This is a genomic window from Bradyrhizobium sp. USDA 4532, from assembly GCF_024171315.1.
In the GTDB taxonomy this organism is placed as follows: Bacteria; Pseudomonadota; Alphaproteobacteria; order Rhizobiales; family Xanthobacteraceae; genus Bradyrhizobium; species Bradyrhizobium australafricanum.
In genome coordinates this window covers 7,008,408-7,021,270 of sequence record NZ_JALJZN010000001.1, presented here as the reverse complement: position 1 = coordinate 7,021,270, position 12,863 = coordinate 7,008,408, and the positions used below count along the sequence as shown (strand labels likewise).

The following is a 12,863-nucleotide window of genomic DNA, read 5'->3' as shown; positions in this document are numbered from 1 at the left end:
GCAATGAATAAACGGCTGTGCCTCATGTGCTCTCCTGAGACGCTTGCCAATTTTCCGAAGTAAGGTGACGCAAGCGACTTAAATGCGCACCAATGGGAACCCGACAATTTTAGGAAAATTGTGCGCAACGGGCGGACGACACCCGGTCCCGATCGCACCGATTGGAATACGGGGCGCGTAGCCCGCAGAAGCTGACGTCCGCAGGCTTACGACCGTCGTGCAGATTCCGCGTCATTCCAGTGGAAGCGCGGCATACAGGTCGCCGTGGCCGTTCGATTCAAAGCGCCGATGTCTCGTGAGTAGGCACGAGCTTTCACGGATGACGACAGTCGAAGGACGAGGCGCTCAATAATCCTTCAGCAGCCGCTCGATGTAGTCGAGCTCGATCTGCGGCCGCGACGGATCGGCGAGGCGGCGGCGCAGCTCTTCGAGGATGCGGCGGACGCGCTGCACGTCGATCTCGCCGGGGATCTTCACCGTGTAGTCGTCGCCGAATTCCCGGCCATGCAACGGGCGGCCGAGCGGATCGGTCTGGTTGCCGCCGCTCTGCTGGCGGCCGGCGCGGTTGCCGGGGCTGTCGCCCGGCTGGTCGCCATCGCCCTGCTGCATCGCGTCGGCGAGGCTCTGGGCGCCCTTGCGCAGCGCATCCAGCGCACGGCCCTGCGAATCCACCGCGCCGTCGGCATTGCCCTCGCCGAGCCGCCCGGAGGCATCGCCCATCGCGGAATCGGCCTGGTCGAGCCCGTCATCGCCGTCATCGCCCTGGTCGCCGCCTTGATCGCCCGGCTGCGCCTGGTCGCCCTTCTGACCCTGGCCTTTCTGGCCCTTCTGGCCGCGCTGGTCCGGTCCCATGCCGCGCTTGGCGAGTTCTTCCTGCAGCTTCTTCAAGCGGTCGCGCAGCGCCTGCTGGTCCTGCTGCAGGTCGCCCATCGACTGCTCGCCCTGCTTGCCGCGCATGCGGTCGCGGCGGGAATCCTGGCCCTGCTTGAAGGTCTTGTCGCGCAATTGCTGCTGCTTGCGGATCATGTCGCCGAGCTCGTTGAGCGACTGCTGCATGTCGTCGTCGCCCTGATTGGGCTGCGCCATTTGCAGGTTTTCCAGCATCTGCTGCATCTGCTCGAGCAGCTGCCGCGCCGCATCCTTGTCGCCGGAGCGTGACAGCCGCTCCATGCGATCGAGCATGTTCTTGAGATCCTGCTGGCTCAGCACCTTGGCATTGGGATCGAGCGGCCGGGCGAGCTGCTGCGGATTGTTGCGGAACTGCTCGACCATCTGGCGGAGGAAATTGTCCAGCGCGGCGCGCAGATTGTCGGTGAGCTTCTTGATCTCCTCGTCGGTCGCGCCGCGCTCGAGCGCCTGCTTGAGCGCGTCCTGCGCCGCGCGCAGCGCCTTGTCGACGTCCGAGATATTGCCGTCCTCGATGGTGACGGCGAGCGACCACAGGCTGGCGACCACCTCGCGCAATTGGTCGTCGGTGCGCGCCGCCTCGAGCTGCCGGCTCACGGTGTGCAGGCCAAGGTAATAGCCGGTCTCCGGCATGAACATTTCGGGCGCGATCATCAGCGCCTCGAGCGCGGCGAACACCTGGCCGTTCTGGTTGGCGTCGAGCGCCAGGATACGGCGCTGCTCGATCAGCGCGCGCGCCAGCGGCTTGGTGAACAGGCGCTCCGGCAGCCGCATGTTGAACGGCTCGCTCTTGCCCTCATTGCCGGCCTCGTCCTTGGCCGTCAGCGTCAAGGTCACGTCGGCGCCGGCATAGGGATCCTCACTGAGGTCCTTCACGGTCTGGCCGACGCCGTTGCGGGTGCGCGCATTCGGCAGCACCAGCGCGAATTGCGGCGGCTCGAACAACGGCCGTGGTTGCGCCGCCTTGCCGTCGGCATCCTTCTTGCCGTCAGCCTCCTTCGGCGCATCGGTCGGCCGCACCGCGAATTGCGCGCGCGCTTCGCTGACGCCGTAATCGTCCTCGAGCCGGTAGGACATCTGCAGCGCGCCGCGCGCCTGCCGCTCCGGATCCTTGGCGAGCGCAATCGACGGCGGGCGGTCCGGCGTCGCGGTGAATTTCCACTGCGGCTGGCCGGCCGGCGCACGGACATGCGCGGTGCCGTCGCCGGTGATCTTGAAATGCCGCTCGTTGGTGCCCTTGGGCGCCTGCCCGTCCGGCGCGACCTCGGTAACACCGCCACCGACGACGACGTCGATGCTGCCGCCGCTGGAGCGCACCAGGAGCGTGCTGCCGGCCGGAACCGCGAGCGGGGTGGTGTCCGCCGCGTTGGCGTCCTTGTTGGCGTTGGACAGAATGATCGGCGGCTTGCCGGTGTAGTTGGGCGGCGTCACCCAGGCATCGACCCGGACATTGGCCGGCGCCATGATGCCGTTCCAGTCGAATGCGGAGGCGACCCGCAGGCCGCGCTCGTCGCCGGCGGCGACATAGCTCGCGACCAGCATCACGATGACCAGCGCGCGCAGCGCCCAGGGGTCGTGCAGCGACACGCGCGGCCGCGGCAGCCCGGCGCGGATGCGCTTGATCGAGGCCAGCGTGCGCTCGCGCTGCGCCTGCCACAGCGCCAGCGCAAACGGGTCCTTGTTGGTGAGCGTGTCGGAGAGCGTGGTCGCCGGACGATGGCGAATGCCGGCGCCGCGGTCGAGCCGGCTCAGGCCCTCCTCGCGGCTCGGCCAGCGGAAGCGCACCAGCGGCGACAGCGCCGCGAGCGCGGCAATCGCGAACAGGCCGGCACCGGCCACGCGTGCGACAAACGGCAGCACCAGCCACAACCCGGCCCAGGACGCGACCAGGAACAATCCTGCGACCGTCAGGAACCGGGCCAGATGCGGCCAGGCCCGTTCCCACCCAATCGCGAACCTTGCCCGCTGCAGAGCCTCTGTCAGTTTCAGCCGCGCGATCGCATCGCTGTCGCGGACGGCGCGTGACGGGTCAGAGGGGTCGATGTTGGCTCCGCTCAATAAAATCTCCGGGGTAGCCGGCAGGTCAGCCTAGCACGGCGGCGGCTTTGAGGCACCCGTTCCAGGCAGTAACCCACACCGGGAAATACGCATAACACGAAGGCGTGACTGCGGCGGTTCGACCCCGTAACGTCCCGGCCGAACCATCGCATTAACGCATGAGGAACGCGATATGGACCAAAAAACGCACGACAAGGGGCTCGAAATCCGCAAGGCGGTGCTGGGCGAAGCCTATGTCAACAATGCGCTGAAGAATTCGGACAGCTTCAACAAGCCATTCCAGGAACTCGTCACCGAATATTGTTGGGGCGCAGTCTGGGGCCGCGAGGAACTGCCGCGCCAGACCCGCAGCATGCTCAACCTCGCCATGATCTCGATCCTGAACCGGCCGCACGAATTGAAGGCCCACATCAAGGGCGCGCTGACCAACGGCGTATCCCGCGACGAAATCCGCGAGATCTTCATGCAGGTCTCGATCTATGCCGGCATCCCCGCCGGCGTCGACAGCTTCCGCATCGCGCGCGAAGTGTTCGCCGAACTCGACAACAAGGCGTGAGCGAGCTCCACTCGTTGTCGTCCCGGCCAAGCGAAGCCGAGCCGGGACCCATAACCACAGCTCGTCGTGGTTACGACGGCTGTCGCCCCGACTGCACCAAACAACTTAGTCCTGGGGTTATGGGTCCCTGCTTTCGCAGAGACGACATCGTGTGGGAGGCGCGCATATCGCACATAACGACATAGAGGAAACGACTCATGGAAATCGGATTCATCGGCCTCGGGAAGATGGGCTTCCCGATGGCGCGCCGGCTGATCGAGGCCGGCCACAAGCTCACCGTGTTCGACACCGGCAAGGACGCGCTCGACAGGCTGGTCGCACTCGGCGCGGTGGCCGCAACCTCGCCCAAGGACATCGCCGACCGCGTCGAGACCGTGATGGCGAGCCTGCCCTCGCTGCAGGCCTCACTCGAGGTGGCGACCGGCGCGGGCGGCGTGATCGAGGGCACGCGCGTCAAACGCTTCATCGACCTCTCCACCGTCGGCTCGCGGATGGCGGTGAAGATCCACGAGCTGTTGGCCAAGAAGAACATCGTGCAGATCGACAGCCCGGTCTCCGGCGGCGTCGCCGGCGCCGAGAAGGGCACGCTGGCAGTGATGGTGTCGGGCCCGCGCGCCGATTTCGAACTGGTGAAGGGCGCGCTCGACGTCATCGGCAAGGTGTTCTTCATCGGCACCAAGCCGGGCTCCGGCCAGACCATGAAGCTCGCCAACAACTTCCTGTCGGCGACCGCGATGGTGGCGACCTCGGAGGCTGTTGTGATGGGCGTCAAGTCCGGGCTCGATCCGGCCGTGATGATCGACGTCATCAATGCCGGCTCCGGGCTGAACACCGCGAGCCGCGACAAGTTTCCGCGCTCGGTCTTGCCGCGCAGCTTCGACTTCGGCTTCGCCACCGGCTTGATGGTGAAGGACGTGCGGCTTGCGGTCGAAGAAATGCGCGCGCTCGGGCTGTCGATGGAAGTCGCCGAGGCGGTCGGCCGGCTCTGGGAAGTCATCATCCGCGACGAGGGACCGGAGTCGGACTTCACCGCGGCGATCAAGCCGATCGAGAAAGCCGCGGGCGTGATCGTCGGCGGCGGTAAAGGCGGCGCGCACGCCGCGAAGTAACGCTCTCGCCGAAATAAACGCTGTCGTCCCGGGCAAGCCAACGGGTCGGCGCGAAGCGCCGCCCGATGACAGGCTCCGCGCGACCCGGGACCCATCACCACAGGACTTCGTGGTTTAGCTGAGCTGCGGCCCCAGCTCAGGACAACAATCAGGAGCGGTGGTTATGGGTCCCTGCTCCCGTGCGCAATTGCGCACTAGGCAGGGACGACATCGTTAGTGAAGCGCGACACCGGCCATCACAGCCACGGCGCCGGCTTGTCCATCGCGATCAGGGCGTCGACGTCGATGCGCGGGCGGACCACGGCGCACTGGTCGTCTTTGACCAGCACTTCGGGCACCAGAGGCCGCGTGTTGTAGGTGCCGGACTGCACCGCGCCGTAGGCGCCGGCGGTCATGATCGCCAGCAGATCGCCGGCCTTCGGCTGCGGCAGCGCGCGATCGAGCGCGAGGTAATCGCCGGTCTCGCAGACCGGGCCGACTACATCCGCGACCATGGTCGGGGTGCCGGGCGCGGGCTGGCGCACCGGCAGAATGTCGTGATGCGCTTCGTACAGCGTCGGCCGGATCAGGTCGTTCATCGCCGCGTCGATGATGACGAAGTTCTTGGCATCGCCCGGCTTCACATGGATCACGCGGGTGACGAGGATGCCGGCATTGCCGACGATCATGCGTCCCGGCTCGAACATCAGCGTGCAGCCGAGATTGTGCGTGACGCGCTTGACCATCGCCGCATAGGCGTCCGGCGCCGGCGGCGCGGCGCGATCCATGTAGTAGGGGATGCCGAGGCCGCCGCCGAAATCGATATGCGAGATGTCGTGGCCGTCGGCGCGCAGCGTCTGCACGAATTCGGCGAGCAGCCGGAAAGCGACCTCCAGCGGGCCGAGATCGGTGATCTGGCTGCCGATATGCACATCGGTACCGGTGACCTTGATGCCCGGCAGCTTTGCCGCGCGGGCATAGACCTCGCGGGCGCGGGCGATCGGAATGCCGAACTTGTTCTCGGACTTGCCGGTCGAGATCTTGGCATGGGTGCCGGCATCGACATCGGGATTGACCCGCACCGAGATGCGGGCCGTCTTCTTCATCTCGACCGCGAGACGCGACAGCATCTCGAGCTCCGGCTCGGACTCGATATTGATGCAGAGGATGTCAGTTGCGAGCGCGGCGCGCAGCTCGCCTTCGGTCTTGCCGACCCCGGAGAACACGATCTTCGAGGGCGGAATGCCGGCCGCCAGAGCCCGCTTCAACTCGCCGCCGGATACCACGTCGGCGCCAGCGCCGAGCTTGGCCAGCGTGCGCAGCACCGACTGATTGGAGTTCGCCTTCATGGCGTAGCAGACCAGCGCCTTCTCGCCGGCGAAGGCTTCGGTGAAGACGCGGTAGTGACGCTCCAGCGTCGCGGTCGAATAGCAATAGAACGGCGTGCCGACGGCCTCCGCCAGCTCAATGAGATTGACCGCCTCGGCATGCAGCACGCCGTTGCGATAGTCGAAATGGTTCATGACACGCTAGATTGTTTGAGCATGATCTTTTCGGAAAACCGGTTTCCACTTTTCCGGATCATGCTCCAGATACTAATTGCCGAGCAGCGGGTCGAGGAGGAAGGGCCGTTTATTGCCTCGCGGCGCGGCCGGCGCGGCCTCCGAGCCATAGGTCGGATTGAACACGCTGGGCTGCGCCGCCCGCTCGCTCTCGGTGTCGCTCGGTGCCGCGCCCGGCGCGACGTTCGCGGTCGGCGGCAGGTCGAGCGGTCCCTTGCGGCCGCAGCCGCCGAGCGCCAGCGCGGATACGCCCAGCACAATGATGGCCCATCCCGAGGGGGTCAGGCGGTTCTTGCTAATCACGACGAATTCCCCAATTCGGGCGGCACCATACAAACATTGGCGTGCTCTGGCGAGAGGCGGAGCGCCATGAAATCACGGCCAAATTTTCCGGTTCAGCCCAATTTTCGCTCTTTTTCCAGCCGCTTGGCCCAGGCCTTGGCCTGCGCCATCACATTCTTCGGCGCCGTGCCGCCAAACGAGGTCCGGCTCTGCACAGAGGATTCGACGCTGAGCACCCTCAGCGCGTCGGCCGTGATCTTCGGCTCAACCTCCTGCATGGCCTTGAGCGGCAGCTCGTGCAGCGCCACACCCTGCTTCGATGCCAGGCCGACGATGCGCCCGGTAACGTGGTGGGCGTCACGGAACGGCATTTTCAGGGTGCGCACCAGCCAGTCGGCAAGATCGGTGGCGGTGGCGTAGCCCTCGCCGGCGGCGGCCTTCATCCTGGCTTCGTCCGGCACCAGGTCCTCGACCATGCCTGTCATGGCGCGAATTGCCAGTGACAGCGCCTCGAAAGCCTCCATCGCGCCCTGCTTGTCCTCCTGCATGTCCTTTTGATAGGCGAGCGGCAGGCCCTTCATCACGATCAGCAGCGCGGTGAGCGCGCCGATCACGCGGCCGGTCTTGGCACGGACCAGCTCGGCCGCGTCCGGATTGCGCTTCTGCGGCATGATCGACGAGCCGGTGGTGAACTTGTCGCTGAGCTTGAGGAGGCCGACCAAGGGGGAGGTCCAGATCACGATCTCCTCGGCGAAGCGCGACATATGCACTGCGCAGATCGCGGCCGCCGACAGCGTCTCCAGCACGAAATCGCGGTCGGATACCGCGTCGAGCGAATTGGCCATCGGACGGTCGAAGCCGAGCGCCTTTGCGGTCGTGGCGCGGTCGATCGGAAACGAGGTCCCGGCGAGCGCGGCCGCGCCCAGCGGCGATTCGTTCAACCGCTTGCGCGCGTCGGCGAAGCGGCCGCGGTCGCGGCTGGCCATCTCGACATAGGCTAGGAGATGATGACCGAAGGTCACGGGCTGCGCGGTCTGCAGATGGGTGAAGCCCGGCATCACCGTGCCGGCATGCTCCAGCGCGCGGGCGACCAGCGCCTGCTGGAACGCGGCCAGCGCCGCATTGGTCTCATCGATGGTGTCGCGGACATAAAGCCGGAAATCGGTCGCGACCTGGTCGTTGCGGGAGCGCGCGGTGTGCAGCCGGCCCGCCGCGGGCCCGATCAATTCGGACAACCGCGACTCGACATTCATATGAATGTCCTCGAGCGCGCGCTTGAAATCGAAATCGCCCTTGCCGATCTCTGACAAAATCGTGTCTAGACCTTTGCCGATATTTTTCGCATCAGCGGACGTGATGATGCCCTGCGCAGCGAGCATCGCGGCGTGGGCCTTGGACGCGGCAATGTCCTGGGCATAAAGGTGACGATCGACGTCGATGGAGACGTTGATTTCCTCCATGATCGCGTCGGGACGTTCCGAGAAGCGGCCGCCCCACATCTTGTTGCTCATGACATCTCGCTCACGAATTCGTATTTCAGCCCTGCGGTTTCATGGCCGGAGGCGGCGAAACAGCACCGCAGTTCCGGTCGTATTCCCGGCACTGCTTAGCCACATCGACCCAGGATGACAAACGATATGCCCGAGACGACCCAACCCAACCCGACCGCCAGGCCGACCGCCAAGTGGCGCATCCCGCTGGTGATCGGCGCCGTGCTGGCCGGGGCTGTGATCGGCTATGCGGGGGTCTCCAGCCTCAAGCATCCCGCGGGCGGCGATATCGCCTGCAACAGCGCGGTGGCTCTTGCGAAGAAGATCGCCCCGCTTGCCCACGGCGAGGTCGCGGCGCTGACCATGGCGACCACCCCCTTGATGCTGCCCGACCTCACCTTCGAGGACGCCAACGGCCAGCCGAAGAAGCTCTCGGACTGGCGCGGCAAGACCGTGCTGGTCAATTTGTGGGCGACCTGGTGCGTGCCCTGCCGCAAGGAAATGCCGGCGCTCGACAGCCTGCAGACCAAGCTCGGCGGCAAGGATTTCGAGGTGGTCGCGATCAACATCGACACCCGCGACCCGGACAAGCCGAAAAACTTCCTGAAAGAGGCCAATCTGACCAGTCTCGGCTATTTTTCGGATCAGAAAGCCAAGGTTTTTCAGGATCTTAAGAACATAGGCAAGGCGCTGGGCATGCCGACCTCGGTGCTGGTCGACGGCAAGGGCTGCGAAATCGCCAATATCGCCGGTCCCGCCGAATGGGCGAGCGACGACGCGATCAAGCTGGTGAAGGCCGCGCTGCAGCCAGCCGCAGCCGGGTTCTGATCAGGCGACGGTGTCGAGGTTGTCGCCGATGCCGGGCGACAAATTCGCGGTGGAAGGCGTGCCGAGCAGGGTCTGAACCGCGAACTTCTCGGCGTCGAGGTTCTGCTTGGTCACGCGGGTTGCGATCTCACCCTGCAGACTACCCTGCTGCATCGACAGGATGCTGGTGACCATGCTCATCATGTCCATACGCGGCACTCCCAAAACTGGGGTTTGAGGTAACGCGCGAAAGTTAATGCTTGGGTAATCGATGGCCGCGTCAGGCTGACGCATCGGCCTCGAAATTCCCGCTAGCGCGATGATCCGCGTCTCAGGCCGCGTTCGCCGCGAAGGCGGCGCCGAGGGTGCGCAGCGCCTGCCGTGTCCGCGCATCGGACAGTTTTGAGTGAAGCATGACGTCGCGGGACGGCAATGGCGGCAGGCCAAGCCGCGGCCCGAGATCGACGGTGTCCGCCGGCGCCACCCGGCGCGCCAGCGCCGCGACCGCAAGGCCTGCGGAGATCGCAGCTCCGATCGTCGACAACCCGCCGCCGACGAATGCCTCGGTCCAGGCGATGCCGGCGGCGTCGAGCGCTTCGACCGCCATGGCACGCACGCTGCACGGCTCGGCTTGCGTCGCGAGGCGCAACGGCTCGCCCGGTCGATGGTGAAAATCGGGTGCGGCCATCCAGCCGAACGGCTCTTCGAACAGCACGTCGCCATCGCGGCGCTTGGCGTCGTGGCGGAGCACGATCGCAGCATCGAGCCTGCCGTCGTCGAATGCGCTAAGCACCGAACGCGACGTGTCGACGTGCAGCTGGATCACCAGCCCGGGATCGGTGCTGTTCATCCGCTTCAGCAGCGAGGCGAGCTCCGAGCCGACGATGTGGTGGCTGATGCCGACGACCAGCCGCCGATGCTCGACGGCAAACGAGTTGATCGCCGATTGATGCGCGGCCACCAGATTGCGCGCGGCGCCGAGGAAGGCGGCACCTTCAGCTGACAGCCGAACCAGCCGCGGCGTTCGCTCCAGCAACCGTCGGCCGAGGCCGTCTTCCAGACGCCTGATCTTCAGGCTGACCGCGGACTGCGTGGTCTCCATCGCCTGCGCCGCGCGCGTGAAGCTGCTGAGATCGGCCACCAGGACGAACGCCTGGACCGCCTCGAGGTCGAGCGCCTTCATGGTCATTCATTTAAATATGAAATCATTGAAATGCTTTATCATACCGTTTTTCAATGAACAAGGAGCCTCTAGGATCGGCGGCACGTCACGCCACCAGGAGAGCCACCATCATGCCGCTGACCCGCGTTTCATTGCGACGGGGCAAGCCCGCCGCCTACCGCAAGGCCGTTCTCGAAAGCCTTTATCGCGCCATGCGCGAGACCTTCGACGTGCCGGAAGGCGATCGCTTCATGACAATCTCCGAGCACGATGACGATGATTTCCTCTATGGTGCCGACTATCTCGGCATCAGGCGCCGCGATGATCTGATCATCATCCAGATTACTGTCAGCAATACCCGCCCGGTGGCGCAGAAGCAGAAGCTCTATCGACGGATCGCGGAACGGCTGACCGAAAGCCCCGGCCTGCGCGCCGAGGACATCTTCATCAACCTTGTCGAGGTGCTCCCCGAGAACTGGTCGTTCGGCAACGGTGAGGCGCAATACGTCCGATGACCGCTGCACCGCTTCTCTCACCGCGCATGAGCGGCATCACGGCATCGCCCGCATCGGTGCTGCGCCGCCGCGCCCGCGAACTGCGAGCTGCCGGGCGCGACATCATCGAGCTGTCGTCGGGCAATCTGGACTTCCCGACACCGGACCATGTGATCGCAGCGGCGCATGCAGCCGCATTGCGCGGCGAAACCCGTTACACCGATGTCGACGGCACACCGGAACTGAAGCGGGCGGTGCAGGCCGCGCTGCTGCGCGACCATCATCTCGACTACGGCCCGGACGAGATCGTCATCACCAACGGCTCGACGCAGGCGCTGTTCAACGCGCTGCTGGCGACCCTGGCGCCCGACGACGAGGTCATCATCCCCGCGCCCTATTGGGCGCCCTATCTCGATCAGGTACGGCTCGCCGGTGCGGCGCCGGTGGTGGTGCCGTGCGCGCAGAACGACGGCTTCAAGCTGCGCGCGGAGGATCTGCAGGCGGCGATCTCGGCGCGAACCCGCTGGATCATCGTCAACAATCCGGTCAACCCATCCGGCGCGCTGTATTCGCGTGAGGATCTGTCCGAGATCGCCGCGGTCCTGCTGCGGCATCCCGACATCTGGGTGCTGGCCGACGGACTCTACGAGCACATCGTGTTCAACGGCGCGCCCGCGCCGACGCTTGCGGAAATCGAGCCGCGCCTGAAGCCGCGGGCGCTGACCGTCAGCGGCCTCGCCAAGAGCTACGCCATGATGGGATGGCGCATCGGCTATGCCGCCGGACCATCGGCGTTGATCCGCGCGATGATCACGATCCAGTCGCAGACCACGTCCGGCGCATCGTCGATCAGCCAGGCCGCGGCAATTGCCGCGCTCGACGGCGCGCAGGATGTGCTGCTTGCGCGCGCCGCCATCCTGCGCGCCAAGCGTGACCGCTTTGCCGACCTGCTGAACGAATGCGCCGGGCTGTCCTGCACGCCGCCTGAGGGCACGTTCTATCTGCTGGTCAGCTGCGCCGGCGTGATCGGAAAGCGCGCGCCCGACGGCAGAGTGATCCGGACCGACCGTGATTTCTCGGCCTATCTCCTCGAGGCGGCCGATGTGGTGGTGTTTCCCGGCGAGGATCTCGGGCTGTCGCCCTATATCCGCCTCAGCTTCGCCAACCCGTCATCGACCATCGAGGAGGCCGCAAGGCGGCTGAAGCGCGCCTGCGCGGCGCTGCAATGACGTCTCACGCACAGAGCCAGCGCCTCGCACTGGCGGCGCATCTGCTCGGACTTGGAACAGGTGTGACGATGATTATCGGCCTGGTGCCCGCGGCGCTGGCGCTGCTGCGGGCACTGACCTGAAGACGCGACGATTACCGCGTCGGGATCGGCTTGTCGCCGCGATAGTCGTAGAAGCCGCGCTGGCTCTTGCGTCCGAGCCAGCCGGCCTCGACATACTTCACCAGCAGCGGACACGGCCGGTACTTGGAGTCGGCCAGCCCCTCGTGCAGCACCTGCATGATCGACAGGCAGGTGTCGAGGCCGATGAAATCGGCGAGCTCGAGCGGGCCCATCGGATGGTGCGCGCCGAGCTTCATCGCGGCATCGATCGCCTCGACGTTACCGACGCCTTCATACAGCGTGTAGATCGCCTCGTTGATCATCGGCAACAGGATGCGGTTGACGATGAAGGCGGGGAAATCCTCCGACACCGCGACCTGCTTGCCGAGCTTGGCGACGAACGCCTTGGCGGTGTCGAAGGTCATGTCGTCGGTGGCGATGCCGCGGATCAACTCGACCAGTTCCATCGCCGGCACCGGATTCATGAAATGAATGCCGATGAACTTCTCCGGGCGGTCGGTCGAGGCGGCGAGCCTTGTGATCGAGATCGACGACGAGTTGGTCGCGACGATCGCCTCCGGCTTCAGTACCGCACAGACCTCGTGGAAGATCTTGCGCTTGGTCTCTTCCTTCTCGATCGCGGTCTCGATCACGAGATCGCAATCGGCGAGCGCGTCGAGCGACTCGGCGGAGGCGATGCGGTCGAGCGCCTGCTTGCGGTCGCTCTCGCTGATCGCCTTCTTCGCGACCTGCCGGGTCAGATTGCCGTTGATGGTCGCCAGCGCCGACTTCAGCCGGTCGCCGGACACGTCATTGAGCACCACGTCGAAGCCGGCCAGCGCCGCCACATGGGCAATGCCATTGCCCATCTGGCCCGAACCGATCACGCCGACCTTTTTGATTGCCACCGTCATCTTGTCATCCACCGGAACGGCGCGCACATCGCGCCTGCCCAATTCCAACGATACCCGAAGTAAAGCCTTCCGGGTTGCCCAATCCGCCGGAAAACGTTTCCCGGGACCATGATGTGATGACAGGTCATCATACCCGGGTCCCATTTTCCCCCGTCGATCATGATCCTTTCGGAAAAACGTTTCCGGATCATTGCCTCGAAAATAATAACACCGG

Annotated in this window: 13 protein-coding genes; 6 read left to right on the top strand and 7 right to left on the bottom strand. The window is 65.4% G+C overall.

The window, feature by feature from the left end:
- Positions 1–345: 345 nt before the first annotated feature.
- Positions 346–2,964, bottom strand: coding sequence for a TIGR02302 family protein (locus J2R76_RS32240; protein WP_168857835.1), 2,619 nt, complete (start codon positions 2,962–2,964; stop codon positions 346–348).
- 172 nt (positions 2,965–3,136) lie between these two features.
- On the opposite strand from J2R76_RS32240, the gene J2R76_RS32235 reads away from it, so the two are divergent.
- Both J2R76_RS32235 and J2R76_RS32230 read left to right on the top strand, forming a co-directional pair.
- Positions 3,137–3,520: a carboxymuconolactone decarboxylase family protein gene (locus J2R76_RS32235; RefSeq protein WP_253625362.1), complete on the top strand. Its 384-nt coding sequence runs from the start codon at positions 3,137–3,139 to the stop codon at positions 3,518–3,520.
- 197 nt (positions 3,521–3,717) lie between these two features.
- On the top strand, positions 3,718–4,629 hold the full coding sequence (locus J2R76_RS32230; RefSeq protein ID WP_229191844.1) for an NAD(P)-dependent oxidoreductase: 912 nt from the start codon (positions 3,718–3,720) through the stop codon (positions 4,627–4,629).
- 236 nt (positions 4,630–4,865) lie between these two features.
- On the opposite strand, the gene lysA is transcribed toward J2R76_RS32230, so the two are convergent.
- From lysA to argH, 3 genes are all read right to left on the bottom strand, one after another.
- A complete protein-coding gene (gene lysA / locus J2R76_RS32225; RefSeq protein WP_253625361.1) occupies positions 4,866–6,131 on the bottom strand; it encodes a diaminopimelate decarboxylase in 1,266 nt (421 codons plus the stop codon).
- Positions 6,132–6,203: 72 nt separating this feature from the next.
- On the bottom strand, positions 6,204–6,473 hold the full coding sequence (locus J2R76_RS32220) for a lipoprotein (RefSeq protein ID WP_057017758.1): 270 nt from the start codon (positions 6,471–6,473) through the stop codon (positions 6,204–6,206).
- A gap of 92 nt (positions 6,474–6,565) precedes the next feature.
- A complete protein-coding gene (argH, locus tag J2R76_RS32215) occupies positions 6,566–7,963 on the bottom strand; it encodes an argininosuccinate lyase (RefSeq protein ID WP_253625360.1) in 1,398 nt (465 codons plus the stop codon).
- A gap of 126 nt (positions 7,964–8,089) precedes the next feature.
- Between argH and J2R76_RS32210 the strand changes: the two genes are divergently transcribed.
- The gene (locus tag J2R76_RS32210; protein ID WP_168857833.1) at positions 8,090–8,770 is read left to right on the top strand and encodes a TlpA disulfide reductase family protein; all 681 of its coding nucleotides are present in this window, start codon (positions 8,090–8,092) and stop codon (positions 8,768–8,770) included.
- Here the strand turns inward: J2R76_RS32210 and J2R76_RS32205 are convergent, their stop codons facing one another.
- Positions 8,771–8,959: a putative motility protein gene (locus J2R76_RS32205; RefSeq protein ID WP_253625359.1), complete on the bottom strand. Its 189-nt coding sequence runs from the start codon at positions 8,957–8,959 to the stop codon at positions 8,771–8,773.
- Between the two features lie 121 nt (positions 8,960–9,080).
- The gene (locus J2R76_RS32200; RefSeq protein WP_375166546.1) at positions 9,081–9,932 is read right to left on the bottom strand and encodes a LysR substrate-binding domain-containing protein; all 852 of its coding nucleotides are present in this window, start codon (positions 9,930–9,932) and stop codon (positions 9,081–9,083) included.
- A gap of 110 nt (positions 9,933–10,042) precedes the next feature.
- On the opposite strand from J2R76_RS32200, the gene J2R76_RS32195 reads away from it, so the two are divergent.
- The 3 genes from J2R76_RS32195 to J2R76_RS40710 are packed head-to-tail and all read left to right on the top strand — an operon-like array spanning position 10,043 to position 11,756.
- Positions 10,043–10,426: a tautomerase family protein gene (locus J2R76_RS32195; protein WP_229191848.1), complete on the top strand. Its 384-nt coding sequence runs from the start codon at positions 10,043–10,045 to the stop codon at positions 10,424–10,426.
- Complete coding sequence (locus J2R76_RS32190) at positions 10,423–11,634, top strand: pyridoxal phosphate-dependent aminotransferase (RefSeq protein WP_253625357.1); 1,212 nt, start codon at positions 10,423–10,425, stop codon at positions 11,632–11,634. Before J2R76_RS32195 ends, J2R76_RS32190 begins: the two co-directional genes overlap by 4 nt.
- The gene (locus tag J2R76_RS40710; RefSeq protein ID WP_256521270.1) at positions 11,631–11,756 is read left to right on the top strand and encodes a hypothetical protein; all 126 of its coding nucleotides are present in this window, start codon (positions 11,631–11,633) and stop codon (positions 11,754–11,756) included. Before J2R76_RS32190 ends, J2R76_RS40710 begins: the two co-directional genes overlap by 4 nt.
- Before the next feature lie 11 nt (positions 11,757–11,767).
- On the opposite strand, the gene J2R76_RS32185 is transcribed toward J2R76_RS40710, so the two are convergent.
- Positions 11,768–12,649 (bottom strand): 3-hydroxybutyryl-CoA dehydrogenase, encoded by an 882-nt coding sequence (locus J2R76_RS32185; protein WP_076827506.1) that lies wholly within the window; start codon positions 12,647–12,649, stop codon positions 11,768–11,770.
- Positions 12,650–12,863 lie beyond the last annotated feature (214 nt).